Below are 24,658 nucleotides of genomic sequence, written 5' to 3'. Positions count from 1 at the left end.
GACATGCAGAATCTGACAATTCAAGAAAACATTTTCCGTAATATATTTATGCTTGAGACCATTGCACGGATTGGTATGAGCACTTTATATGGTTTTGCTGTATTGATTTTTGGATACACATTGATGCTAAAATCAAAGAATGCTCCACATTCAGAAAAATTTCATATAGGTGCAAGAGCTCTTTTTTTATTAGCAACTTCTTTTACTATCGTATATGGAACTCTTGAGTTTATTTTTCCAGTGAATTCATTGACAACTCAAGTTTATACCGTCATTTGTTTTGTTCTTTCTGTCGCAGTTATTGCCGTTGATCGCGGAAAAGAAGGTCTTCCAGCTTTTTCTTTTTTAGTGGGTGCTCTTACTTTTTTATTAGCAACGATCTCACCATTTCTCGACCCAACTCCTCTTTATAATGCAGCCTCTGGAGATTGGTTGGTCTTTTTACATATTGGCACAGCCGCGTTGGGCGAAGCCATTTTTGTAGCTTCATTTTGCGCATCTCTGCTTTATTTAAGAGAATATACAAAATTAAAACAAAAGAAATTGGAAAAAGTACACTCACCAATCAGTCTGGCCGCACTTGAAAAGCTCGTTGAACGGTCGTCATTAATTGGCTTAACTTTTATTACAATCAGTTTGTTATCAGGCTTGGCCTTGATTTTTATCGGCAAAGTGACTGTGCAAGTTGGAATTGTTAAAATTCTCTGGGCATTTTTAGTTTGGGGATGGTATGTGATGACCATATTTGGACGCAGTCTTTGGGGATGGCGAGGAAGAAAAGGGGCTCGCTTGACTGTTTTTGGTATGCTTTTGTTGATCTTAGGTTTTTTTGGGACTATTTGGCAGTACGTTTAATATTAAGTTCGTTATTAAATCGATAAGCTGTGTTTTTAAAGGCAGAATGAAATGAGTGATTTATGAAGAAAAGAGTTCTTATTTATCATACCGGCGGTACTTTTGGGATGGCATTGGGCAATGCACAAACAGTCCAAACTCAATCTCCAGACTTTTTAAAAGATCTCTTAGAGCGTGTGCCAGAACTGCCTTCACTCGCGCAAATTGATTTAAGAATACTTTGTAATATCGATTCCTCCGATGCAAATCAAAAACTTTGGTCCTTAATTGCCAATGCTATTCAAGAAAACTGGGATGAGTTCGATGGATGTGTGATTATTCATGGCACCGATACCATGGCATTTACGGCAACAGCTCTTGCATTCTTTTTGCAAGGTTTAACAAAACCAATTGTTTTTACAGGCTCACAACGTCCTTTAAGTGCAATGCGTTCCGACGCGCGGGTGAATATTATCGATGCCGTTGAATTGGCTACACGTGGAATTCCCGAAGTCATGGTTTGCTTTGACAGTAAAATTCATAGAGCAGCGCGTGTTACGAAATACAGCAATGAACATTTATATGCTTTTAAAAGTTATAATGCTCCTTTAGTTGGAAGTCTGGGCGTAAATTTTAAAATTAAACATAAGATTTTGAATTCAATTATCCCAACTGCGAAAAGACATATGCCGATCATTAATACACAGACTAATAGCAATATTGCTTCCTTAAGTTGTGTGCCGGGTGCATTGCCATCCGAAGCTTTTATTGATTCACTGTTAAATTCTATAGAAGGTCTTATTATTCAAGGTTTTGGTGCTGGTAATTTACCAGCAGCGAATAAAAACTGGTTAGAACTTTGTAAAAAAGCATTTCTTAAAAAAATCCCTGTTGTTATGTCAACCCAATGTGAATCGGGATCTGTTTCGCTAGATTTATATGAAAATGGAAGAATTTTTGCAAATCTAGGGGTTATATCTGCTCTCGATATGACATTTGAAGCTGCCAGTGTAAAATTGATGATAATGCTTGGCAGAAATATTTCCTTCGATAAAAGACATGAATTTTTTTCAACACCTTTAGCTTATGAATGCACTCCTATTTTTAAAAACAAAGAAAATATAGGAACGAGTAAATGAAAAAATCGCAATTTTTTGCTTACACTGGAGCACATTTTAAAACCTGTCCTGTTGAAATGCGCGAAGCTTGGGCTGCGATTGGTTCACATTTAAATGTGAAACATATTTTACAAAAAATAACTCCATTACAAACTATTGAGTTCGTTATTATTAGCACCTGTAATCGGTTTGATATTTGTTTTTTTGGCATGATTTCTCATCAACAAATATTAAATATATTTTCAGAATTATATAATATTTATTTTAAAAATTTAAATTCAGCTTGCAAATTATTATCTTCAGACTATTTTGAACGATTTTTGCATATTGATTTCGATGCCGATGCTTTGAGAACACTCTATAAAGTAACAACAAGTTTAGATTCACTGGTGCTTGGTGAATCGCAAATTCTAGGTCAAGTTAAAGATGCTTATATAAAAGCATGTGAATTTGGCTCTGCACAAAATCAAGCTGCCGCAATTTTTAGTCGGAATTTTCGCGTGGCTAAAAAAGTACGCACAGAAACCGAAATAGGGCGAAACGGAATATCAATTGGGCATGCTGCTATTGATGTTATTTCCCGTGTATTTGAAGGTGTGCAAGATAAAAAAATTGTAATCTTCGGTGCTGGAGAAATGTCACGTATCACAGCCCAACATCTGATTGTATCGAACGCTAAAAGTGTTTATATAGCGAATCGAACATTTGCAAAAGCTGAAAAACTTGCTTTAGAATTGGGTGATGCGTGGCCCTTGGAAATGCATGATGCTTTGGAGCGTATTGCAGAATTTGATATTTGTATTGCAGCTGCTTCAGGTAACAACTATATAATCGAAATTAATCATTTTAAAGATTATGCAAAAAAACGACATGGCAAACTTTCTGTCATGGTTGATATCAGTGTGCCAAGGAAAATTGATCCTAAAGTTTCAGAATACGATAATCTTTTTCTATTTAATGTTGACGATCTTGACTCTGTGATGGAGAAAAATCGGCAGAATCGGCGGATGGCAGCTCAACAGGCAGAACTTATTATTGAGAATGAAGTACGCGATTATATATTATTTTGCAAACAAAAAGAAAATCTTGCGAATGTTGGGCGATTTCACAGTTGGATTAAAAACGTAACAGATTATGAAATATCTCGTTATGTAAAAGATATTAAAAATGGGAAATCTGTCAATCCTTCAGTTGTATCGGACGCAATTGCAAAAAAAATTGTATCAAATGCAGCTCTGCTCGCACGAAATAATATGAAACCAGAAGATACAGAATCAACTGTTGGCGATCTTCTTGAATATTTATTTCGCCTATCTGAACAACCATTGTTACCTGAAAACGTGCAAAAAGATGATAATATTTTGAAACTCCCTGTCAAACCCTCTGGAAAATTAGGTGGGATATAAATTATTTTTAAAATTAAATAGTGCAATATTTTAAAAATAATTTTGCTTAGAAAGAAAGTTGTTATTTTATGAACTCAATTATTCAAATTGCGACACGCAAAAGTCCATTAGCCTTATGGCAAGCACACACAACGCAAAAACTTTTAATTGATATGGGATTGAGCGTCGAAATATTTCCAGTGGTCACAACGGGTGATAAAATGCAAAAATCTCAACTTGCTGATGTACATTTAAACTCTGCAGAGCCCAACCACCTGAGCACAGGTAAAGGTTTATTTATAAAAGAGATTCAAGAGGCTTTACTTGCAAAACAGGCTCATGTTGCCGTGCACAGTATGAAAGATCTACCTGTGACACAAACAGAGGGTTTGAGTGTTGCTGCAGTTTTGCCACGTGCGGCTGCACGGGATGTACTTATTCTTTCTCCTATGGTCTTAGAGCAATTGGGCTTAAATAATAAGTCAGAAGGTGAGTTAAAAAATTTAACTTTTACAAAACTGAAAGCCTCATTGCTGGCTTGTGATAAGTTTTGTGAAAATATAATTGGCACAACAAGCACACGTAGACAACTTTTACTCAGAAAACATTTAAAGCCTGATCTTAATTTGCAAATCTTACGAGGCAATGTTGATACGCGCCTTAAGCGTTTGCGCAATAATGAATTTGCAGCCATCATTTTAGCAGAGGCAGGTCTTGAACGGCTTAAGCTTATGTCGTACAAAGAAATGTTTGCTTTGCCTTTAAACTTATTTATTCCTGCGACTGCACAAGGTGTGATAGCCGTAGAAGTTGCAGAAGCAAATCAAAAATTAAAAATGCAAATTGCTCAGATGTGCTGTCATAAAACTGCAATAAATGCTGCAGTCGAAAGATTGGTCTTGTTTTTATTAGGCGGAGATTGTCACTCTTCCATCGGTGTGCATTTTGATGGAGATAATTTATTTGTGATCTGTGGGCGCGATGGAAGAACAAAAGAACTTAATTTTTCTATAAATAAACAAGAACTCAAAAATATGCAAAATATCTTTGCAAAAAATAGTTACCTTTATTCGGACTTTTTCAAGGATATTTGTTTTTCTGAAAGTGCAAAGAAAATTCATAATCTTTTAATTGAAAATAATTTTGCTGATGTGAGCGATGTGAATTTAATTAAATTTTAAGGTTTTAACAATGGCAAACAAAAATCGAGATATTCAAATTGAATGTGGTGTGCTCGGAGATAGAGCATATGACAACTCACATTTCTTTTGGCCTGTTTACCAGACAGAATTTTTAGAAACAGATTGGTGCCCTTTTCAGTCAGCGCCTTACTCTGTTATTTTTACGAGTAAAAACGCAGTTCTTGCTTTTCAATCGCAAATTATTCCTAAATATACTCAAGCAAATAATTGGCTCAATCTCGACTCTATTTGTGCAGTTGGTAAAAGTACGGCCCATTTTATAAAAAAAACTTTGCCAGATGCTTTTTTTCAACAAAACAAAGAAATTTTTACGCCTGACGGACAAAATGGTCTGCTTCCTCTTATCAAGCAAGAGAAAATTTTTACAAACAGTTCATTGGTGTATATTTTTACCTCACAGATTGGAAAGTCTTTTCAAATAGTTGACGATATGAAAGATAAATGTCACTTTCAATGCGTAGTTGTTCCTCTCTATACTTTAATTGAAATGAATAGTGATATTAAAGGAACAATGGCACAATCGATATTGAAAATAGAACAGAACTCAAACCAGAAGGTTGTTTTTTATTGTCGATCTGGACAAATATTAAATAGAGTTGTTGATTTATTAATTCAACTTTTTCAGGTTGATGCTGCATATAAGTTACCTAAATATATCTTTTTTTCTACGTGGGAGCAGTCTGCAAACACTGCTCTTTTAGAGCTGAAGCTGATTGACAGAAAATTCTCTTAATGACAGTTTTAGCTTGTGTGCTTTTTTTAACAAAAGGTCACTTACTTGGAAAAATAGCATTGTGCATGCTGAAAACCAAGCTTATTTGAGGTCATTACAATGAAGCAGTCAGAAAAACTCTGGATCCAAAATCTCGCAAGAGTCAGTCTTGGAATACCTTTGAAAGCCTCGCATGCTGCGCAATTGATTCAGCAATCTGTGAGTGTTTTCTTTGAAGAACTTTGCTCTCTCATGATCACTTACTCTCATTATTTTAATGAACTGATAGCGGAGACAAAGCCTCAAGATTGCAACCGAATCTTTCAAACAAGCCAACCCCGCCCTGGTCTTATAGTTTTAAAAGGCGGCGATAAAATGATCATTTCTCTCGAAGGCAAAACAATTCGTGTTCGCACTGTGCAAGTGCATATTAACAGTGAACGCAATTTTCAATGCTACGATTTTGAACCCAAACAAAATGAAGTGGGAGCTGTTATTTGGAGTTGTTTAAACGACGGACAGACGGTAAATCCACAGTTGGTGGCGGAACATTATTTGACCTCTTTTTTGGTCTCAGGCTGTCGCGCTATATCTCAAACATTACGGTTGGTTGCTGTCGCTTCACATCCGTAAGTCAAAATTATTCAAGCAGAGGTTTTTTTTAATGTTGAGCCATGAAGTGAAAAAGCGTATTGAATCTGGGATTGCTGAAGCGGAGTGCCTTGTCAGTGAATTTTCAGGCGGAACAGACCACTATTCTGTCATTGTGATTTCAAATGCTTTTGAAGGCCAACCTGCTTTAAAACGCCATAGAATGATTATGGAACTATTTAAAGAAGAGGTTGATACCGGTGAAGTGCATGCTCTCGCTATAAAAGCATATACCCAGAAGCAATGGGCGGATGAAAAACAAAAACATCAACCCCTCTAAATCTTATATTAAGTAAAGGAGATTCTAACTTGAATCCAACTTGGAAAACTAAAATTGAAAATGATGTAAAAAATAACGATATAATGGTTTATATGCGCGGGACCCCTGAAGCACCTCGCTGCGGTTTTTCTGCACGCGTTGTGCGTGCTTTAAATGAGCTTGGTCGTCCTTTTGGCTCTGAAGATATGGACAGTGATCCAGAACTTTGGTCAACATTAAAAGAAATCAACAATTGGCCAACCTCACCACAGATCTTTGTTAAAGGAGAATTTGTCGGTGGTTGCGATATTTTTATTGAAATGTTCAAATCGGGTGAATTGCACGAAAAGCTTGGTATTCAAAAATAAAGAAAAATAACGAAATTTATTTTTCTTGGCGACACATTAAACTCCTGATAGACTTGCTCAAGTTGTTTTATCAGGAGTTTTTTATTTATGTCAGTAAAAACATTTATCAGAACATGCCATTTACCAGTCTCTGTAGAAGAAGCTTTTCATTGGCATGAACGGATGGGAGCTCTCGAACGAATGACTCCGCCTTGGATACCTTTCGAAATTGAGGAACGTTCTGGCGGCATCTACAATGGAGATACTATTACAGCCAAAATGAGAATTGCATGTGTTACTTTAAAGTTTAAAGCAAAACATCAAAATTTTATTGCAAATAAACAATTTGAGGACATTCAATTAATAGGTCCATTTAAATCGTGGAAACACACTCATTCATTTGAAAAGATCGATAATAAAAAATCAAAAATTGTCGATCATATTGAATATTCTTTACCAATGAGTTCAATTTTAAATATGTTTGGTAAACATTTTGTTGATAATAAATTAAATCGATTATTTACATATAGACATCGAACATTAAAAAATGATCTTTTTTTACATGCAAAATACTCCCATGAAAAATTAAAAATTCTTATTACCGGTTCTTCGGGGTTGGTTGGTTGCAACCTTGTTCCCTTTTTAAAATCAGGTGGGCATACAGTATTGCGTCTAGTTCGCACTCCCGTTTCTCCAAATGAAAATGATTGCGTTTATTGGAATGCTATCGAAAAAAAATTTATCAATCCTGAACTTTTAGATGGTGTGCAAGCAGTTGTGCATTTAGCGGGAGAGAATATTGCGGCTGTCAAATGGAGCGATTCTAGAAAGCAAGTTTTAAAATCAAGTCGCGTAGATTTTACCAAAGACTTTTGTAAAGCACTTTCAGCACTGCAAAACCCGCCCAAAACATTTGTTGCAGCATCTGGAATAGGGATATTCGGCAGCCGTGATTATGATGATATTTTGCATGAAGATTCTAAACTTGGAGAAGGTTTTCTCGCACAACTTGCCAAAGACTGGGAAGCTTCTTGTCATGTTGCAGCTGAAGCTGGAATGCGTGTCGTGAATTTGCGTTTTGGATCAATTCTATCCCTTGGAGGAGGGGTGATTAAAAAAATGTATACCCCCTATCGGCTTTGCTTAGGAGGTCCGTTTGGCACTGGAAGACAAATGATGTCGTGGATTTCTCTCACCGATGTACTGGGTCTTATATTATTCTCTCTAACAAATTCGAGCTTGGTCGGAGCGGTCAATGCTGTTGCTCCCCATGCTGTCACCAATGAACAATTTTCAGAATTGCTTGCTCAGACCTTGGACAGGCCAAGCTCATTGCGTATACCGGAAATTGTTGTTGAAAGTTTATTTGGCGAAATGGGGCGCGAGTTATTGCTATCTGGGCAAAATGCCAAGCCATTAAAAGCAACGAAAAATGGCTATGTTTTTCTTCATGCCCACCTGCATGATGCCTTCACATATTGTTTAGGAAATTAAAAAATTTTAATTCATAATTAGGTGTAGAGTTATATAATTTATATTTTAAAAATAAAGATTCTTTACTAATAAATAAAAAGCCACCGTACGTTAAAACTTACGGTGGAGGAGAGACCAACAGTTTTCTCTTAGAAAGAGTATGCAGCTGTAATGTAAGTTGTAGTTGCGTTTTGCACCTTATCACCCTTAGCATTTGAAAAAATAGCTTGTTCAGAAATCTTGTAGTCAGCAACAAGAGCAATTTCATAAGTGTTTACAGCATATCCAATTTGGGCAGACACTTGGTTTAAACTAAAGTTTGCTTTATTTTTATCATTTGTATCGTTGGATTGATTTGCATAAATGCTTTCAAGAAAAGAATATGCAATTCCATAGGTAAGTCTGTCACCTTTTTGCATCAAACCTGTAAAGAAGTTTCCTGTGTCACCTGAAACTCCAAGGCCAATGAGATTCATATAGTTTGAATCGTCTACGCCTGATGTTGCATTCCCTTGGCGAGCATAGCTATAGCCACCTGAGTTTTTATTTGCAGTGTAGGTTGTGCCAGCAGATTCATTCTCATACCAAACAGCTATACCATTAGCTGCAATGACAGCATTGCTACCGAAGATCGCTTTGTCATTGTACAATAAAGAAGCTTCAGTATGTGAAACGTCTTTAACTTTTGTCACAGTTCCATCGGTATCTTGGGCAGAAGGAGCGTTGCTTTGAGCGCCATAGAAAAACTGTCCCGTAAGGCTCTTGTTGTCGTCGAAATTGTAAGCGAGTTTCACATTCCCTGCATAACCGAGAGAACCATTAAAGGAAGTACTCATCCAGTTTGCTTGAAGTGAGTTGTTTACTGAACCGTAACCTGAGTATGATCCTGGACTTTGCGTGTAGGCTGTGATGTTATTAAAAGCACCTACGCCGATTTCAGAGCTAAATGCTTTACCCAGAGTAATCGTTTCTTTTAAGTAAGCACCGTCCTGGCGAGCGTAGCCATTTGTTGTTATGGCTGCATCAGGTGCAGAATTGTCTGCTCCACCAATTCGCACACCACCAAGGGAAAGAGTAGTTAGAAATGTGTTTGCGCCACTTTTAATGTTAAGCACGTCGAGGTTTAACTGAGCGCGGCGGATAGTGACCGCGCCATCACCTTGGGATTTTGCAGTTTGATTAGTACCAGAAGTAACAGCTAAATCTCTTTGTTGATTACCGTTAAACTGAACTTCGAACTGACCAGATGCAATTCCGCCAGTGGCTAGAATACCAAAACGTACTTTTGCAGCTGAAAAGTCAACAGTACCACTGCGGGTAGTGTCTACGAGGTTTGCATTTAATTGAATGAGACCATAGGCTTTAACAGCGTTTTCTGTAGGATCTTTTTTAAGAACTTCTTTTTTAAGGGCATCGATTTGCTCTTGAGAGATAAGAGAAGAGCCTGTTGAAACACCAGTGTCCATTGCTACTTTTTCGCCTTCATTTTCAGCGGTAGCTTCTTGCGCAAATGCAGTGCTGCCAACAAGAGAAAGGGCGGATACAGTCAGAGTGCGTAATACTTTTCTTTTCACAAAAAACTCCTTTTGAGAGAAAATATACTATCTATGGCTTTGAACAAACCTAAAAATAAAAGGGACAAATAACTTAGTTTCTGGAAGATAGGTGAATGAAATAATCTTGTCAACTTTCTAGCCAATTTTTTTAAATTATTTTAATTTAATATCAATATTATTGAACTTCTTCCTTAAAATCATAGAAAAATATGATAGTGTAATTATATTATGAAGTTTGGGTAATGCTATTTTGGTTTCGATTCTTCTCTATTTTTTTAATAATAAAAATAGAGATTTCCACCATAATATACATAGGTAAGGCGACAAGACACTGACTTATCACTTCGGGAGGAGACAATATAGCACCTAAGATAAAACATGCAAGAAATGCAATTTTTCTATTATTTATAAGTGATTTTGACGAGACAATACCAGCCAATCCAAGCAGCGAGAGTACAACGGGTACTTCAAAAACAGCTGCAAAAATAAGCATTAGGGTGATAAGTGAGTTAAAGTAACTGTCATAAGTGATCATGATTGAGGCGTATTTGCTGCTCCAACTCAAGGCCTCCTGAAAAAAATAGGGTATAATAAGAAAAAAACCGAAGCACATACCCACATAAAATAATATTATACTTGATATTAAAGCTAAGCGAGCCAGTCTTTTTTCTTTGGCGTATAGAGCAGGCGATACAAATCTCCATAACTCTCTCACTAGAAATGGCAGGCTCAAAACAAATCCAACCATAAAACAAATTTTAAAATTCATGGTCATAACTTCAAAAATTCCAATCGAGGATAAGTTTTCTTTTATGCCCATGCTTTCAGCGTGTTGAAGAAAGGCTGTATAGGGGCGTTTCAAAAAAAAGATGACGCGCTCCATGAATAAAAAAGCAAGTCCTGAAAAAGCAAGAAGCCATAAAGTACCATATAGAGCATGCTTTCTTAAGTCCTGAATATGTTCAAAAAGAGACATTTGTCCATTCTGATTTCCAGAAATTTCTTGTTCCCTTTTTGCTTTTCTTTGCATGGCTGCATTGAATGCACTTGAAATATATTGAAAGGGTTTAAAGCCTGAGCCAGCCATTGTTATTTTGCCTCCAGCCAATTGTCACCATGTCCCACCTCAACAAGCATAGGGACTTTAAATTGTACTGCATTTTCCATAGCATCTTTAACAATTTTTTTAATTTCTGAATACTCTTCGGTAGGACCATCTAGGACAAGTTCGTCATGTACTTGCAAAACGATTTTTGTTTTCAATTGCCGCTTTGTGATTTCTTTGTGTACTGCTAGCATACCTAATTTCATAATATCAGCAGCAGTGCCTTGTATAGGAGAATTGATCGCCATATTTTCAGCTAGTTTTGCCTCTAAAGGATTTTTAGAAAGGATTGCTGGTATAGGACGAATACGGCCAAAATAGGTGCTCACTTGTCCTGTGGAATGAGCTTTTACTCGTTGAGAGTCTAAATACTTTTTGACGCCCGCAAAATTTTCAAAATATTTTTCAATAAACTTTTTTGCATCTGCCAAGGATATCTTTTGTTCTTTTGCTAATCGCTGTGATCCCATACCATATATAATTCCAAAGTTAATGGCTTTCGCTTTGCTGCGTTCTTCTGCGCTCACTTGATCTGGATTTTTTCCAAGAATTTGTGCTGCCGTCTGTCTATGAATATCTGCACCTGCTTGGAAGGCTGCAAGCATATTTTTATCTTCAGATAGATGAGCAAGAACTCTAAGCTCTATCTGAGAATAATCGGCAGAAATTATATTAAATTTTTTCGTAGATGAAGAGTTGAAAGCGGCTCTGACTTTTTTACCCCAATCGCTGCGCACAGGAATGTTCTGCATGTTTGGATCGGAACTGGAAAGGCGACCTGTTGCCGTGCCAATTTGATTGAAGTGCGTGTGCACGCGTCCCGTCGATTTTTTAATAAGTTTCGGCAGCACAAGCACATAGGTCGTTAAAAGTTTTGACAACTCCCTATGTTGTTGAATGCGTGCGACTACTGGATCTTCTTCAAATTGTTCGAGGACTTTGGCATCGGTTTTGTACCCTTGGGTCGTGCGTGCCAATTTTCCTTTGAAACCAATTTTTTCATGAATTTTTAAATGATCAAATAAAATATCCCCCAATTGCTTGGGGCTGGTTAATTTAAATGGGAAACCTACTTTTTCATAAATTTCTTTTTCAATTTCCATAATAGTTGTTTGGATTTCTGCAGCAAGACCACCTAAATATTCAGAATTAATATGCACGCCATTTCGTTCCATTTCAGTTAAAAGTAACAAAATTGGCATTTCAATATCATAATAGATTTTTTGTAAGTCGGAATTTTCTTTTAGTTTATCTTTGTATTTATGCCAAAGTCGGTATGTAGCATCTGCATCTTCACACGCATAAAGTGACAAGTCATTTAACGGAACATCAAGCATAGAGCTTCGGCCGGTTTCTTTACCAATGAGTGCACTCGTCGGGATTTTTTGAAAATCAAAGTGTTTTAAAGTTAAAAAATCTAAACTAAATCCACCTTCAGCAGGGTTGCATAGCCATGCGGAAACCATGGTGCAGCAAGCAGGTGCTTGGCCAATTTCAACACCAATATTTTTAAGTTGGTGAAGATCGAATTTGAGATTGTGGGCTACGAGCAGTGCTGTGCGCTTAGAGAATGCTGTTTTAAGTCCTTCAACCACATCTTTTACAGTGTATTCAGGGAGATCAACTTCAGAGCCCAACAGAGTACCCCCATGTAAATGGGTGTTGTGAGCTGCTACATAATAAGCAGCTCCGGCTTCGAAGCAGAACGACATGCCTATGGGAGTGTCTTCGAGAATATCGAGTCCTGTGGTTTCGGTGTCAAATGAAAAAAACTCACAATTCGGGTTGGTAATTTTTTGGAACAGACCGTTTAATTCATTTTTCGTTTTTACAAGATGATATTTGTGCGTTTCCCAGTTGTTGTGATCTTTATTGCTGGTACTTTTTTCTATTATCTTTTGTAGAGAGTTTTCTTTAAGTTCTGTTTTTGTCTCTTCATGAAATAAATTTGTTTGAATTGTTTCTTGCTTCTTTTCTGAAAAAAGATTTTTAACGAGACTGTGCATGCGCAGAGCTTCAAATTTTTCTTTTGCTAGTTTATTCGATTTAAATGAGTCGAAAGTATAACGTAACGAAAGCTCACTTACGTTAATAGGAACTTCTGTATTGATTGTGACAAGGTAGCGGGAGAGCAGTGCCTCTTCTTTGCTGTTTTCTAATGATACTTTTGCTCTTTTGTTTGTTATTTTATCAAGGTTGTCGTAGACATTTTCTATAGATTTATATTCCTGAATAAGTTTTGCTGCAGTTTTGTCACCAATTCCTTTGACTCCAGGGATATTATCGACAGCATCGCCAGTAAGAGCAAGGACCTCTATCACTTGTTCAGGAGGCACACCAAAATAATCGATCACTTTGTCAACGTTGACAATATCGTACTCATCGCCTTTTTTTAAGGAAAAAAGCTTAATTTTGTCATTAATGATTTGCATATAATCTTTATCAGATGTCACAAGGTAAACTTCACCATAATGTTCAAAATATTTTGCGAGTGTTGCTGCAACATCATCGGCTTCAAAGCCAGGAATGGCAAAACTAGGTAGGCCTATTTCTTTCAGAAGATTTTGAATAAGAATGATTTGTGGAATGATATCTGGAGGAGTTTCACCTCGATTGGCTTTGTACTGAGGAAAAACTTCATGGCGAAAAGTTTTTTCTTTGAGATCCCAACAAACGGCAAAGTGTGTCGGATTTTGTTCCCTTAAAATTTTAATAAAGACTTTTAAAAATCCGTAGACTGCGCCAATTGGTTTGCCATCAGGTGATGTCAAGCGCGATCCCATTGCGTAAAAAGAACGGAAAAGGAGTGACATGCCATCGATAATAAAAAGGCGTTGCGTTTGTTGTTCCATGATTTTTTCCTAGAAAATAAGCAATAAATATAAAGACGAAATAAGAAAACCAGTGATTTAATCAACTGGTTTTTCTTGTGCTTTTTCTTCTTGGCCTTGAGTTTGGGGGCGAAGTAGAGGGAATAGAATGGTGTCTTTTATATTCTCGCAACCACAGAGGATCATGGTCAAGCGATCAATGCCGATGCCTACGCCCGCAATAGGAGGAAATCCGTGTTCCATTGCTGTGAGATACTCTTCGTCAATTGGCATAGCTTCATCGTCACCATGTTCTCGCGCTTGCATTTGTTCTTCAAAACGCTCGCGTTGGTCAAGTGGGTCAACAAGCTCGGAATAGGCTTTGACGAGTTCGACTCCGTTTACAAGGAATTGAAAGAAGTCAACGTAATTGGAGTCTTTGCTATTGCGGCGTGCAAGTGGAGCCATTTCAACTGGATACTTGATAAGGAAACAAGGTTGAATAAGTTTAGGACGACTGACTTTTTTATAAAGAGAGTCAACCATATTTGCCCAACTTAAACTTTCAATATCATCGTCGAGACGAATATTTTTTGCTTTAATTTGTTCCGCTAAAGATTCTCGACTTGTGTATTTTGTGATGTCAATTCCAGAGTCTTTTTTCACAAGATCAGAATATTCAATCACAGGCCATTTACCAGAAAAATCGATATCGTTTCCGCTTAGTGTGACTTTAACGCTCCCGAATATTTTTTCGATTAAATTACGCATCATACCTTCAACAAATGTGCGCATTGTTTCTGCATTCCAGTATGATGCATAAAATTCAAGCATTGTGAAATCTTGTAAGTGAGTTGCAGAAACCCCTTCATTGCGGAAACTGCGCGCAAATTCAAAAACTTTGTCCATACCTGCGCCAATACAGCGCTTAAGATAGGTTTCGCACGCTATGCGCATGACACATTCGATGTCGAGTGCATTGTGATGTGTGAAAAAGGGGCGCGCCAAAGCGCCCGATGGAGTTGTCTGCAAGATAGGCGTTTCAACTTCGACATATCCGCTGTCTTCCAGGTAACGGCGAATTGTTTTCACAATTTCAAAGCGCTTTTTGAAGACATCACGTGAATCTTGATTCATTATTATATCAAGATAACGTTGGCGGTAGCGGGTTTCGATATCTTCAATTCCATGATATTTTTCGGGTAATGTACGTAAGCATTTGTTCAGGAGTTTCCAAGAACCTACGCGTAAAGTGAGCTCACCTGTTTTAGTAACAAACATTTCTCCTTCTGCGCCAATGAAATCTCCGATAGAAACATTAGCAACAAAATTTTCGAAAACCTCAGGAGTCTCTTCGGTTTTACGTACACATATTTGCACTTTACCAGAAAAGTCGTAGATATGGGCGAAGAGGATTTTTCCCATTGTACGCATAGCAACGATACGGCCTGCGGTGCTCACATTTTTTGAGCCTTCTTTAAGAGCTGCAACTTGTTCAATTGTATGAGTTTTGTTGTAAGAATCAGCAAGATTGTTATTCTCTCGTTGTTCAAGAAATTTTGTTTTTTTAAGCTCAAAAATATTGTCTGACATTTTCAAATCCTCTTTTTGGTCTGTAGGTGAACTACGAAAGTCTTCGTAAGTATAGTGATAAAACCAACGAGGACAATACTTGGGCCTACAGGCCAGTTAAAACTAAATGCAATAAGAATTCCAAGAATTCCTCCAATAAAACTTATTAAAACAACAATTGGAGAAAAAACACTCTTTGGTTGAAAAATAATCGTCGGCAATGTGAGGAGTGCAGAAATCATAAGTCCACCAACAGCAAATATTCCAGAAAGAATGGCAAAGGTCATTAGAAATGGAAAGAGTTTGTCTAATAACTTAACTTTAAATCCGGCAATTTCTGCAAATTCTGGATCAGTAAGCCATGCATCCCAATGCTTTCTAAGTGTTATAATAGATATAAATACCACAATTAAAGACAGCGTGAGAATGTACAAATCATTTATAGTTAAGGTTAAAACATCACCAAATAATATGCTTTCGGGATCAATTCGAGTGCCTTTATTGCTAGAGATAGCTATAATCCCCATAGCAAAGAAAGAAGTTAAGCAAATAATAGCAGAAGCATCAGGTGGAATTTTTAGAGTTTTTAAAATCCATTCTGAAATAAAAGTTCCAATAAAAGCTGTAAGCGATGCACCAAGTAGTATACATGCCCAAAAAGGTATACAAGAAAATTTTGCTAGAACAATACCAGCAATCACTCCTGGGAAAACAAGGTGAGAAAGAGTGTCACCTAAATAAGCTCTCTGCTTAAGAACAACAACAGGACTGAGGCAGCCACACATGAGTGTGATAAGCATAGTCGCAGCCAAAGCAATTTGCGCAAATTCAAATTCAAAGGTTTGAATGAAGTTTAAAAGAGTGGGAGGCATGAATTTTGTAACCTTTTTTAGATAAAAACAACAGATGTTTCTTGATCATGTCTGCGAGTAAATGTGATTTTTCCTGAAATATAGGATTCAAAGTTTTCAAAATGATGATCAATCATGAAAATGCAAACTTTTTTTTCCTTGGACAATTCAAACAGTGTATCCATCAGTTGAAGTTGACAGCAGCTGTCAAGACTCGCAAGAGGTTCATCCAAAAAAAGCATTTTAGGTTTCGAAATAATCGCGCGGGCAATCATAGCACGGGTTTTTTGACCACCGCTCAGTTCATGAAAACTTCTTTTTTCGTAACCGGCGAGTTGCCATTCCGTTAGGGTATTTAAAATTTTTTCAATATCGGATTCCATGAGATTGTGATGTGGGCCAAAACCTTGTTTCACAAAATCTTGCACGGTCAAATGAAAATATCGATTGACTGCATGGAATTGGGGAACATAGGCAATGCCTTGAGAAATATCGTGAGCATTTGGAATAGGCATGTTATTAATGCAGACTTTACCTCGCAAGGGTTTAATAAGTCCGAGCCAAGTTTTGAGTAAAGTAGATTTTCCACAGCCATTTTGTCCGACCACAGCATAAATGCCAGGTTGATTCACTTCTCCAGAAAAAGGGTGAATAAGTGGATGCTTATTCGGATAGCCTACAGCCAAATTTTCCCAGCTCAAATAACTCATATAGTTTCCATATAATTAATCAGGTTAACTCTTTAAAGCATTAAGAATGGTTTTGACGTTTGTCTGCCACATGCTGATTATTGTGTCGGCATGTGAACCTTTTGCACCTAAAGAGTCTGTGTAAAGCTCACCCCCAATTTCAACCCCGGTTTCATGAGCAACTGTTTTTATATTGCGCATGTTGCCGGTGGATTCAAGAAAAATAGCTTTAACATTTTGATTTTTGATCTTTACAATTATTTTTTTCAATTCTTCAGGCGTAGGCGCAGCTTCATCAGAAAGTCCAGTGATGCTGAGGATTTTAAAGCCAAAAGCTTCGGCGAAATATCCTAAAGCATCGTGATTGGTTGCAATAACTCGCTTGTCTTCCGGTAGGTTTTGGATATCTTTTTTAAGGGTTAGAACAGCTTGGTCGATTTTTTGCATATAATTTTGCGTGCATTTCTCAATAGCACTTTTTTCATTGGGTTTCATTGAAATAAATGTTGCAGCAATCTTATTAAGAGCCACCTTTGTCAGTTCAGGTGATTGCCAAATATGGGGGTCATATTCGAGGTGATTGTGTTCATGATGATGTTCTTCGCCGTCGCTGTGAGTGTGACTATGAGTTGTTTCTTTATCATCATCTAGTTTTTTAAGATTCATACCATTGCTGAGTTCAAGCCAAACTTGCTTTTTGGTATCATTTTTATTTTTACGAATTTTTAAAAGCCACGTTTCAAGATCGGCACCGATATAAATAACAGCATCAGATTTTGCTAAATCAATGCGATTTTTGGGAGTCATATGAAACGTATGTGGATCTACACCTAAATCAATAATGGTCCTGATATCAAAAGATTTTGAATCACAACTGACTTCTTTTGCCAGTTCCATTATATAAGGTAACGAAGTTTGCACTTTAATTGTGTGCTGTGTGGTATTTGCAAAGCAAGCTGGCGTTAATGATAAAGCGATCAATGAAATAAATTTTCGTGCTACATTTTTCATATTCTAATACTAAGTCCATCGATTAGAGAGTTTTTGTAAGCTTTTACAGCCGGAATAAGACCAATAAAAACTGATAATATAATAACTAAAATTAAATAAACATATTCGTAAAATTCTATTGAGGTAAAAGAAATCAAAATACCGAAATGGGATAAAATAATAGGTTGTGCGATACCTACTAAAAAATAACTTAAGAAAACTCCGAATATGACACCGAATAAACTTAAAAAAGCTGCTTCTGTCACTAAAAGTATGAGAATCGTACTTTTACCTGCCCCAACAGCTCTTAAAATTGCCATTTCTCTTCTTCTACTTTCGAGAGATGTATAGAGAGAAACCATCATGCCAATCAGACCAACAATAACCACACAGAGAGAAATGATTTGTAAAGCAGTTTCTGCATAGCTCACAGTGGTCCAAAGCTGACTCAACGCAACACCAGGAATAACACCCATGATTGGTTCTTTTTTATAATTATTGATTTCTCGTTGTAAACTTAAAGAACTAATACGTGAATTTGCTCCAATTAAAAATGAAGTGATCTGCTCTATTTTAATATTATCTTTTGTTATCAGATTGGAATTAGTTTTATTATTTTCAATAGTGGGTGTACCATTTTGCCAATTGATATGGATTGCTTCCATTCCTTCAAGGGTAATGAATGCGGATCTATCGATGGGCGTACCTGTTTCGTTTAAGATTGCTGTTACCTTAAAAGGGTTATGCTTGTGTAATAAAATACCAGGACCATCGCTTATACCGTGAGTTAATATTATATTATCACCAAGCTTCAAATTTTCTTTTGTTGCCATTTCAGAACCTAAAGCAACATCAAAAATATTTTCTGGTCTTTTTCCTTCTAGAAATTCAACTTTTTTATCGGAAAAAAATTGATAGTGCTCATAAAAGTTTTCGTCTGTCGCCACAACGCGGTGACCATTGTAACTGTCACCGAGAGAAAAAGGAATTGTCCAAGCAACATCGGGATGATTTTTAAAATTATTGTAAGAGCTCCAAGAAATATTATTGGTTGCATTACCCATATGAAAGACTGTGTAAAGTAACAGTTGAATTTCGCTACCACGCGCTCCAACAACAAGATCGGTTTTGCTGATGGTATTTGAAAAACTTTCTTTTGCACCTAGGCGTATGCGCTCTATTCCTAAGAACAGCATGATACTGATTGCAATAGAAAAAATAGTTAGCAATGTGGATAATTTTCGATTCCACAGCGACTGACTCGCAATTTTTAACAGATGAATCATATTTGAGCCCGATTTATTTCTGGCAGTGCAATTTGCCGTGGGAAGAATTTAGCAAGACCTTTATCGTGACTAACAAAAATAAGCGTGGTTTTTTGAGCATCACATTGCGCAAATAAATTTTCTAAAAACATTTCCCGAGCCTCTGCGTCAAGGGAACTCGTGGGCTCATCGGCGATAATGAGTTTAGGAGAGCCCAGCAAAGCTCGTGCAGCCGCCACACGTTGTTGTTGTCCGACTGAAATTTCATTGGCTTTTTTTAAAAATATATGTTCAATATTTAATGCTTTTGCTATTTCTTTGCATTTAATTAACAAAGCATGATTGTCTAGTTTTTCTCGTTTTTTAGGGTTGAGTTTTGTGGGTAACAAAATATTATCAAGCACATTTAAATATGGGATTAAATTGAACATCTGAAAGATATAACCCATTTGCGAACCGCGTATACGATCTTTGACAGATGTTTTTGCTCCGATAAACTCAGTGCCAAAAACCTTCAGTGAGCCTTCATGTGCTGGTATAATTCCTGCAAGTGTGCTGAGAAATGTTGTTTTCCCACAGCCACTGGGGCCGAAAAGAAATATTTTTTCACCTTTATTTACAATGAATTCCTTAATATCTAAAATAATTTTCCCATTTTTATAAGAGTATTTTAGATTTTTAACGTCAATAATGGGAATCATAATTGGATAAAGCCTTTGTTTTTAGAAACAGTAACAGATGTTTGTAATTTATCGCTGTTTAGCTGCACGATTATTTTTTGTACTTTTGGAAAATAAGTTGTGAAAGCGAATTGAATTCTTGAACCAACAGCAGTCTGTTTGCATTTAATTTTAAATTCAGCTTGAAAATCTCTGTGTTCCCCATGTTTTTCTCCGTGTTCCCCATGTTTTTTTTCAGAAGTGCTCTCATGCTCATTATCGTCGTCATCTTCTGTGTCGGCGATAAAAGGGGTGATTTTATCTTCTGTAGCGGTGCAGCCGAGAGAAGGATCGAAGCGGACAATTTCTAAAATATTTTTTTTCAATATATTATTTGCTTCGCTCACTTTCTTTTTTTCTGCTTCACTTTTTGCTTCGTGCTCAAAACCGTAAATGCTTTCGCTTGGGACTTTTATGAAGATGGATCCATCTGTATCTTGCAGTGCAATATCGATTTTTGCTGTGCCATGCTCATGCGCACCATGGGCATATGCCAGTCCTGATATCAGACTCAAGAGCGTAGGAAATATTGCTTTATGCATTATCGAGAGCATACGAGACCTCCGGGAGAAAAATTGATAAAAACAGCTCAGAGTTTTACCATCGAGCACTCTTTCATAATTGCAAATTTTTTGCAATAGAGTTTCAGAGACTTTCTAAAGGAGATTTTATGATGAATACTCACTTCCATGACCACGATCACAATTACAGCCATGCGCATCATGCAGAAGGTTGTAGCGGAAAATCTTTTTATGACATAGCTGTGAGCTCGTTGAAAGAGGCAAAATGCCGAATAACCAAACCCAGGCTCGCAGTGATAGAATGTCTTGCCGATTCAGCCGTCCCACTTTCGCCAAAAAGTATATACGAAAAAGTTCAAACAAAAAATGACCTTAACGTTGATCAAGTGTCTGTCTATCGCATTCTTGAGGCATTGACGAAGCTTGGCCTTGTCCATCAAGTTTTTCCATCGGGAGAATATTTATCTTGCAACACTCGTTGTGAAGTGAATCCAAATCACGTCATGCTCAATTGCATTCAATGCGGAAAGGTCGAAGAAATTCACCTGGACTGGAGTTTTATCTATAAAATATATGAACGTGTGCGGAGAACATCACAGTTTGAAGCAAAAAAACATATGCTCCAACTGGATGGAATTTGCGCAAAATGTCAATAAATGAAGCTGGAAATAAATACGCTCTAGTCTACACAGAATCTGGAATCCCAACCTTTCGTCATTTGGCCACACAAGAAACTCTGCATGGACAAGTTGGTCCATACGAGGAAGCACAGACACTCTATGTCGACAGTTCGGCAATTCATGCAAAAAGTGGGGAATGTGTTGTTTACGATGTGGGTATGGGCTGTGGTGCACAATTAATTGCAATGTTTCATGCATTCTTAGAGAATAAAAGTCTTTCGCTATTGACGATCGTGAGCTTTGATTTAGAAAAAGACGGGTTAGATTCTTTATGGCGGAATAAAGATTTGTTTCCTTATATAAATCAATTTTCTCAAATTCTCCCAATGTGTTTAGAAAAAGATCGTTTGCTTGTTAAGTTAGATGATGGCAGATCATTTGAATGGATATTTATTCAAGGGGATTTTGTCAAGACTTTAGAAAATGCAGCAAATTATCCTTTTGCAGATATTATTTGTTATGATTTTTTTTCTCCAGCAAGTCATCCTCAATTATGGACTTATAATATTTTTTTAAAATTAAGAAACAGAGTAAAAGAAAACTCTCTATTAATTACGTATTCTTCTGCTACATGCATAAGAGCAGCTCTTCTTGCCACAGGTTTTTTTGTTGGCCTGGGAATTGCAAGTGGGAAAAAAGCACGCTCTACTTTAGCATCACCTACAGCGCATATATTAAAAGAACTTCTTCCCCCCGAGTGGAAAAATCGTTTTGCGAGATCACAAGCGCAATTTTCGAGTTTGGAAAACGAAGAGGATAAAAAAATAATAGAAGCAAAAATAGCAACCCATTTGCAATGGGATTTATAATCTTTCAAAAATAGAATTAATTTTGACGTTCCATTTTTTATACTCCCGTGTTTTGCGTTAAAATACAGGGGGTTTTTGTTAAAGTTGCAAATAAAATATGGGGGCTATTTATGAAATTAAGTGTGAAAAATTATTTTAATTTAATAGTTATTTTAGGGTTATCGCATTTTTCAATAAATGCTTTTGCTGCTGGATCGGCAGGTTGTGGTTTAGGTTCTGTGGTATTTTCTGGAAATCAATGGTGGAAGCAATTGCTTGCGATGACTACGAATCATATGACTCTGAGTCAGGCATTTGGGATTACGAGTGGGACATCGAACTGTGCGTCTGGATTATTTGGCGAAATTGAAAAACAAGAAAATTATATGGTCGCAAATTTTACGTCACTGCAAAGAGAAACTTCACAAGGTTCGGGTGATAGTTTAAATGGTTTGGCTTCTTTATTTGGTTGTCAACCAGAACTATATTCTGATTTTGCTGCGTATGCGCAGACACATTATAAAACAATTTTTAATTCACAAGAACCAAAAACTGTATTGTCTAACTTTAGGGCAGAAATAAAAAACGAAAACACTCTTTCAAGCAATTGCTCATTGATAAATATATAGTATTGTATTAATAATATTTTTGAGTTAGTCCGTTTAAATATTATTAAGGAGAAAATGCTATGTATAAATTGCATAAAATAGGTGCAAGAAGTATTCTTCTTTTAACGATTCTTTTCTCGAGTGTTTGTGCTTCCCAAGCGTATGCAGCTTCTTATGGCACGGCGGGTTGTGGTCTTGGTTCTATTCTATTTGAAAACACGGGCACTTGGTGGAAACAAGTATTAGCAGCAACAACAAATGGTACTTTTGGGAATCAAACTTTTGGTATCACAAGCGGAACCTCGAATTGTGGCAGTGGGGCAACAGCGTTGGCGCGTAAGCAACAAGATTATGTCACAGCGAATCTAGTTTCTCTACAAAGAGAAGTGGCTCAGGGCAGCGGAGATGCTGTGGTTGGTTTGGCAGATGTTTTTGGATGCAAAGCGAATGACTACAGTAAATTTGCAGAGTTTTCTCAAACAAACTATAAAGCAATCTTCAATTCAAATGATCCCGTTGCGATTATTTCAAATATTAAAATTGAAATAAATAAAAATTCAAACCTTACTCAATCGTGTGAATATGCGCAGATATAATTATTTTTTTTTACTTGGGTTATTAAATTAATTTCTACTTTTTTTGTTTTAATTCCGAATATTATTTATGCCATTGATTCTGCTTCAGACGATTCTCATAAAAAATATTTTTTAGAAAAAGCAAAAAATTTAAAATTAGCTGAAAATCCTGAATGGCAAAAAATTCTTTTTTATCAGAGAAAATATTTTGGAATGAGGCAAGGTCTTGTTGATGGGGAAAAATTTTATTTATCCCAAATTGGTAAGAAAAATCCTGACGCAGAATTAAATGCTACGCTTGAAAGTTTTTTTTCAGGGAATGAGGGTGATTTATCGGGAAGATGTAAATTTCCCCGACGCTTAAAATGGTTAAAAGCAAAACTCGATGATGAAAATTATCAAATACCAACAATAAAATGTCCTAGTTTTGAAAAGTGGATTCAGGTTGTCGATCCCAAAGGGGTAGTGCTCGTTTTTTCTTCGTTTTATATAAACAATCCATCGAGTATGTTTGGTCATAGTTTTTTGCGTTTTATTCATTCAAATAATCCATTGACAGACTACGGCGTGAATTTTGCGGCAAATCCAGATACAAATAATATGCTCATTTATACTTATAAAGGGTTGACTGGGCTTTTTGAAGGCAAATACAGTTTGTTGCCCTATTCTGTAAAGGTACAAGAATATAATAATTCCGAAAGCCGTGATCTATGGGAATATGAGTTGAATCTTTCGCAAGAAGAAGCCGTTAATATGGCCAAAAGTCTTTGGGAAATTGGTGATAATAGTATTGATTATTATTATTTTGATGAAAATTGCTCATATGTTTTATTAACACTCCTTGATACAGCAAACGATCATTTTAACTTTGCGGACGAATTTATGCTTTGGGTGAATCCCGCAGACACATTAAGAGTTATAAATCAATTTCCAAATCTGGTAAAAAAGGTTAGATATCGTCCTTCGTCACAAAAGCGTTTTCGATTTCGATACGCGCTTTTAAATTCTGAGGAAAAAGATTTCTTTTCAGATGTGTTGAGTGAGAAATATTATTTCTACGAATTGAAAGATTATTTACCAAAAGAAAGTTTAGCAAGAGTTTTCGATGCTGTTTCTGAATATATAGATTTCAAAGAAAAGCTTGCAGGAACAGAAGAGTCTGTTAAATATCCTCTCTTCCGAAAAAATTTATTGGAGGCAAGAGCATCACTTGAGGTTATTTCTGCACCATTGAAAATTGATCCTCCGGTTGAAGAAAGACCAGAATATGGAGTCCCTGGAGCAAGGTTGGGAGCGCAATATTCTTATTCTTATTATGCAGGGAATGCAGTTGATTTTGAATTAAAACCTGTTTTGCATAGTCTTGACAGTCCTTCTGCTGGTTATGCGAAGGATGCTCAGATAGAATTGATGAAGTTACTTTTACGTTATGAATTTAAGTCATCAACTCTTTTTGTGCAAAACTTAGATTTGCTAAATATTAAATCATTTCCTTCGCTTGATCCTCCATTATATCCAATTGCTTGGAAATTAAGAGCGGGTATTGAACAAGATAATGATTGTAATAAATACGGTTATCTTTCTTGTTGTGAACGTTCTTTTTTACAGGGTGGAACTGGTTTTGCAGTATTATCTGGAATTTTTCAAATTTACACACTTGCCCAAGCAGAACTTGCTTACCAAGAAGTAAATGGGTTTGAAGGTTCACTTGGAGTCTACTCAGGTATATCGTTGCGCCCCAATCACTTTTCAGTCTTTTCTACGCAATTGGATTGGATGAAAAGATATTCATTTACATACAACAATGATCGTACAAGATTATTTTTAGAAAACTCCTTGTCTTATCAGTATTTCTCACGTATAGAAAATAAAATATTTGCTGATTTTAATCTCGAAAATCAGGATTGGCGAGTCGGAACTGGCATTTATTGGTATTTTTTTTAAATTT

General features: G+C 36.6%; 24 protein-coding genes. 14 read left to right on the top strand and 10 right to left on the bottom strand.

Annotated features, from left to right (window positions below):
• Positions 1 to 3 precede the first annotated feature (3 nt).
• The 9 genes from ccsA to EZS29_RS09285 all read left to right on the top strand — a co-directional run bounded on the left by ccsA (position 4) and on the right by EZS29_RS09285 (position 8,002).
• Complete coding sequence (gene ccsA / locus EZS29_RS09325; protein ID WP_172603871.1) at positions 4 to 855, top strand: cytochrome c biogenesis protein CcsA; 852 nt, start codon at positions 4 to 6, stop codon at positions 853 to 855.
• Between the two features lie 62 nt (positions 856 to 917).
• On the top strand, positions 918 to 1,973 hold the full coding sequence (locus EZS29_RS09320) for an asparaginase (protein WP_130609353.1): 1,056 nt from the start codon (positions 918 to 920) through the stop codon (positions 1,971 to 1,973).
• Positions 1,970 to 3,358: a glutamyl-tRNA reductase gene (gene hemA, locus EZS29_RS09315; RefSeq protein WP_130609350.1), complete on the top strand. Its 1,389-nt coding sequence runs from the start codon at positions 1,970 to 1,972 to the stop codon at positions 3,356 to 3,358. Before EZS29_RS09320 ends, hemA begins: the two co-directional genes overlap by 4 nt.
• A gap of 68 nt (positions 3,359 to 3,426) precedes the next feature.
• On the top strand, positions 3,427 to 4,518 hold the full coding sequence (locus EZS29_RS09310) for a hydroxymethylbilane synthase (protein ID WP_130609346.1): 1,092 nt from the start codon (positions 3,427 to 3,429) through the stop codon (positions 4,516 to 4,518).
• Between the two features lie 10 nt (positions 4,519 to 4,528).
• Positions 4,529 to 5,272: a uroporphyrinogen-III synthase gene (locus EZS29_RS09305; RefSeq protein ID WP_130609343.1), complete on the top strand. Its 744-nt coding sequence runs from the start codon at positions 4,529 to 4,531 to the stop codon at positions 5,270 to 5,272.
• A 99-nt stretch (positions 5,273 to 5,371) separates the two neighbouring features.
• The gene (locus EZS29_RS09300) at positions 5,372 to 5,884 is read left to right on the top strand and encodes a hypothetical protein (RefSeq protein ID WP_130609340.1); all 513 of its coding nucleotides are present in this window, start codon (positions 5,372 to 5,374) and stop codon (positions 5,882 to 5,884) included.
• Between the two features lie 31 nt (positions 5,885 to 5,915).
• Positions 5,916 to 6,182, top strand: coding sequence for a BolA/IbaG family iron-sulfur metabolism protein (locus EZS29_RS09295; protein WP_130609337.1), 267 nt, complete (start codon positions 5,916 to 5,918; stop codon positions 6,180 to 6,182).
• Between the two features lie 29 nt (positions 6,183 to 6,211).
• Positions 6,212 to 6,529 (top strand): Grx4 family monothiol glutaredoxin, encoded by a 318-nt coding sequence (grxD, locus tag EZS29_RS09290; RefSeq protein ID WP_130609334.1) that lies wholly within the window; start codon positions 6,212 to 6,214, stop codon positions 6,527 to 6,529.
• Between the two features lie 87 nt (positions 6,530 to 6,616).
• Positions 6,617 to 8,002 carry a TIGR01777 family oxidoreductase gene (locus EZS29_RS09285; protein ID WP_130609331.1) on the top strand — a complete coding sequence of 462 codons (1,386 nt, stop codon included), beginning with the start codon at positions 6,617 to 6,619 and terminating at the stop codon, positions 8,000 to 8,002.
• 128 nt (positions 8,003 to 8,130) lie between these two features.
• Here the strand turns inward: EZS29_RS09285 and EZS29_RS09280 are convergent, their stop codons facing one another.
• The 10 genes from EZS29_RS09280 to EZS29_RS09235 form a co-directional block, all read right to left on the bottom strand.
• On the bottom strand, positions 8,131 to 9,555 hold the full coding sequence (locus EZS29_RS09280) for a hypothetical protein (protein WP_130609328.1): 1,425 nt from the start codon (positions 9,553 to 9,555) through the stop codon (positions 8,131 to 8,133).
• A gap of 208 nt (positions 9,556 to 9,763) precedes the next feature.
• Complete coding sequence (gene tatC, locus EZS29_RS09275; protein WP_130609325.1) at positions 9,764 to 10,624, bottom strand: twin-arginine translocase subunit TatC; 861 nt, start codon at positions 10,622 to 10,624, stop codon at positions 9,764 to 9,766.
• Between the two features lie 2 nt (positions 10,625 to 10,626).
• On the bottom strand, positions 10,627 to 13,494 hold the full coding sequence (gene polA / locus EZS29_RS09270) for a DNA polymerase I (RefSeq protein WP_130609322.1): 2,868 nt from the start codon (positions 13,492 to 13,494) through the stop codon (positions 10,627 to 10,629).
• 57 nt (positions 13,495 to 13,551) lie between these two features.
• Complete coding sequence (lysS, locus tag EZS29_RS09265) at positions 13,552 to 15,045, bottom strand: lysine--tRNA ligase (RefSeq protein ID WP_130609319.1); 1,494 nt, start codon at positions 15,043 to 15,045, stop codon at positions 13,552 to 13,554.
• Between the two features lie 2 nt (positions 15,046 to 15,047).
• Positions 15,048 to 15,896, bottom strand: a complete 849-nt coding sequence (locus EZS29_RS09260) for a metal ABC transporter permease (RefSeq protein ID WP_130609315.1) — start codon at positions 15,894 to 15,896, stop codon at positions 15,048 to 15,050.
• A 17-nt stretch (positions 15,897 to 15,913) separates the two neighbouring features.
• Positions 15,914 to 16,585, bottom strand: coding sequence for a metal ABC transporter ATP-binding protein (locus EZS29_RS09255; protein ID WP_130609312.1), 672 nt, complete (start codon positions 16,583 to 16,585; stop codon positions 15,914 to 15,916).
• A gap of 24 nt (positions 16,586 to 16,609) precedes the next feature.
• Positions 16,610 to 17,575, bottom strand: coding sequence for a metal ABC transporter substrate-binding protein (locus tag EZS29_RS09250; protein ID WP_130609309.1), 966 nt, complete (start codon positions 17,573 to 17,575; stop codon positions 16,610 to 16,612).
• The gene (locus tag EZS29_RS09245; protein ID WP_130609306.1) at positions 17,572 to 18,840 is read right to left on the bottom strand and encodes an ABC transporter permease; all 1,269 of its coding nucleotides are present in this window, start codon (positions 18,838 to 18,840) and stop codon (positions 17,572 to 17,574) included. The genes EZS29_RS09250 and EZS29_RS09245 overlap by 4 nt, the downstream gene beginning before the upstream one ends.
• Positions 18,837 to 19,520 carry an ABC transporter ATP-binding protein gene (locus EZS29_RS09240; RefSeq protein ID WP_130609304.1) on the bottom strand — a complete coding sequence of 228 codons (684 nt, stop codon included), beginning with the start codon at positions 19,518 to 19,520 and terminating at the stop codon, positions 18,837 to 18,839. Before EZS29_RS09240 ends, EZS29_RS09245 begins: the two co-directional genes overlap by 4 nt.
• Entirely contained in the window at positions 19,517 to 20,092 is a 576-nt protein-coding gene (locus EZS29_RS09235; RefSeq protein ID WP_130609302.1) for a ZrgA family zinc uptake protein, read from the bottom strand. The genes EZS29_RS09240 and EZS29_RS09235 overlap by 4 nt, the downstream gene beginning before the upstream one ends.
• A 116-nt stretch (positions 20,093 to 20,208) precedes the next feature.
• Here EZS29_RS09235 and EZS29_RS09230 point away from each other — a divergent pair, with 116 nt between their 5' ends.
• The 5 genes from EZS29_RS09230 to EZS29_RS09210 all read left to right on the top strand — a co-directional run bounded on the left by EZS29_RS09230 (position 20,209) and on the right by EZS29_RS09210 (position 24,654).
• On the top strand, positions 20,209 to 20,715 hold the full coding sequence (locus EZS29_RS09230; RefSeq protein ID WP_130609299.1) for a Fur family transcriptional regulator: 507 nt from the start codon (positions 20,209 to 20,211) through the stop codon (positions 20,713 to 20,715).
• Entirely contained in the window at positions 20,706 to 21,548 is an 843-nt protein-coding gene (locus EZS29_RS09225) for an MnmC family methyltransferase (protein ID WP_130609296.1), read from the top strand. The genes EZS29_RS09230 and EZS29_RS09225 overlap by 10 nt, the downstream gene beginning before the upstream one ends.
• 110 nt (positions 21,549 to 21,658) lie before the next feature.
• Positions 21,659 to 22,156 (top strand): DUF3015 family protein, encoded by a 498-nt coding sequence (locus EZS29_RS09220; RefSeq protein ID WP_130609293.1) that lies wholly within the window; start codon positions 21,659 to 21,661, stop codon positions 22,154 to 22,156.
• A gap of 59 nt (positions 22,157 to 22,215) precedes the next feature.
• Entirely contained in the window at positions 22,216 to 22,731 is a 516-nt protein-coding gene (locus EZS29_RS09215) for a DUF3015 family protein (protein ID WP_130609290.1), read from the top strand.
• A gap of 21 nt (positions 22,732 to 22,752) precedes the next feature.
• Positions 22,753 to 24,654, top strand: coding sequence for an Lnb N-terminal periplasmic domain-containing protein (locus tag EZS29_RS09210; RefSeq protein WP_484103588.1), 1,902 nt, complete (start codon positions 22,753 to 22,755; stop codon positions 24,652 to 24,654).
• Positions 24,655 to 24,658 lie beyond the last annotated feature (4 nt).

It is taken from the genome of Fluviispira sanaruensis (assembly GCF_004295685.1).
In the GTDB taxonomy this organism is placed as follows: Bacteria; Bdellovibrionota_B; Oligoflexia; order Silvanigrellales; family Silvanigrellaceae; genus Silvanigrella; species Silvanigrella sanaruensis.
Note: the sequence above shows the minus strand (reverse complement) of the source record. Positions and strands in the feature narration are given on the sequence as shown.

Excerpts from the sequence above, each read along its gene's own strand:
- EZS29_RS09220 (WP_130609293.1), top strand. The coding sequence starts at position 21,659 with ATGAAATTAAGTGTGAAAAATTATTTTAATTTAATAGTTATTTTAGGG.
- EZS29_RS09230 (WP_130609299.1), top strand. The coding sequence starts at position 20,209 with ATGATGAATACTCACTTCCATGACCACGATCACAATTACAGCCATGCG.
- EZS29_RS09250 (WP_130609309.1), bottom strand. The coding sequence starts at position 17,575 with ATGAAAAATGTAGCACGAAAATTTATTTCATTGATCGCTTTATCATTA.
- EZS29_RS09245 (WP_130609306.1), bottom strand. The coding sequence starts at position 18,840 with ATGATTCATCTGTTAAAAATTGCGAGTCAGTCGCTGTGGAATCGAAAA.
- EZS29_RS09285 (WP_130609331.1), top strand. The coding sequence starts at position 6,617 with ATGTCAGTAAAAACATTTATCAGAACATGCCATTTACCAGTCTCTGTA.
- EZS29_RS09235 (WP_130609302.1), bottom strand. The coding sequence starts at position 20,092 with ATGCTCTCGATAATGCATAAAGCAATATTTCCTACGCTCTTGAGTCTG.
- EZS29_RS09215 (WP_130609290.1), top strand. The coding sequence starts at position 22,216 with ATGTATAAATTGCATAAAATAGGTGCAAGAAGTATTCTTCTTTTAACG.
- EZS29_RS09310 (WP_130609346.1), top strand. The coding sequence starts at position 3,427 with ATGAACTCAATTATTCAAATTGCGACACGCAAAAGTCCATTAGCCTTA.
- EZS29_RS09240 (WP_130609304.1), bottom strand. The coding sequence starts at position 19,520 with ATGATTCCCATTATTGACGTTAAAAATCTAAAATACTCTTATAAAAAT.
- EZS29_RS09320 (WP_130609353.1), top strand. The coding sequence starts at position 918 with ATGAAGAAAAGAGTTCTTATTTATCATACCGGCGGTACTTTTGGGATG.
- EZS29_RS09225 (WP_130609296.1), top strand. The coding sequence starts at position 20,706 with ATGTCAATAAATGAAGCTGGAAATAAATACGCTCTAGTCTACACAGAA.
- EZS29_RS09260 (WP_130609315.1), bottom strand. The coding sequence starts at position 15,896 with ATGCCTCCCACTCTTTTAAACTTCATTCAAACCTTTGAATTTGAATTT.
- polA (WP_130609322.1), bottom strand. The coding sequence starts at position 13,494 with ATGGAACAACAAACGCAACGCCTTTTTATTATCGATGGCATGTCACTC.
- tatC (WP_130609325.1), bottom strand. The coding sequence starts at position 10,624 with ATGGCTGGCTCAGGCTTTAAACCCTTTCAATATATTTCAAGTGCATTC.
- EZS29_RS09295 (WP_130609337.1), top strand. The coding sequence starts at position 5,916 with ATGTTGAGCCATGAAGTGAAAAAGCGTATTGAATCTGGGATTGCTGAA.
- EZS29_RS09300 (WP_130609340.1), top strand. The coding sequence starts at position 5,372 with ATGAAGCAGTCAGAAAAACTCTGGATCCAAAATCTCGCAAGAGTCAGT.
- EZS29_RS09305 (WP_130609343.1), top strand. The coding sequence starts at position 4,529 with ATGGCAAACAAAAATCGAGATATTCAAATTGAATGTGGTGTGCTCGGA.
- ccsA (WP_172603871.1), top strand. The coding sequence starts at position 4 with ATGCAGAATCTGACAATTCAAGAAAACATTTTCCGTAATATATTTATG.
- lysS (WP_130609319.1), bottom strand. The coding sequence starts at position 15,045 with ATGTCAGACAATATTTTTGAGCTTAAAAAAACAAAATTTCTTGAACAA.
- hemA (WP_130609350.1), top strand. The coding sequence starts at position 1,970 with ATGAAAAAATCGCAATTTTTTGCTTACACTGGAGCACATTTTAAAACC.
- EZS29_RS09255 (WP_130609312.1), bottom strand. The coding sequence starts at position 16,585 with ATGAGTTATTTGAGCTGGGAAAATTTGGCTGTAGGCTATCCGAATAAG.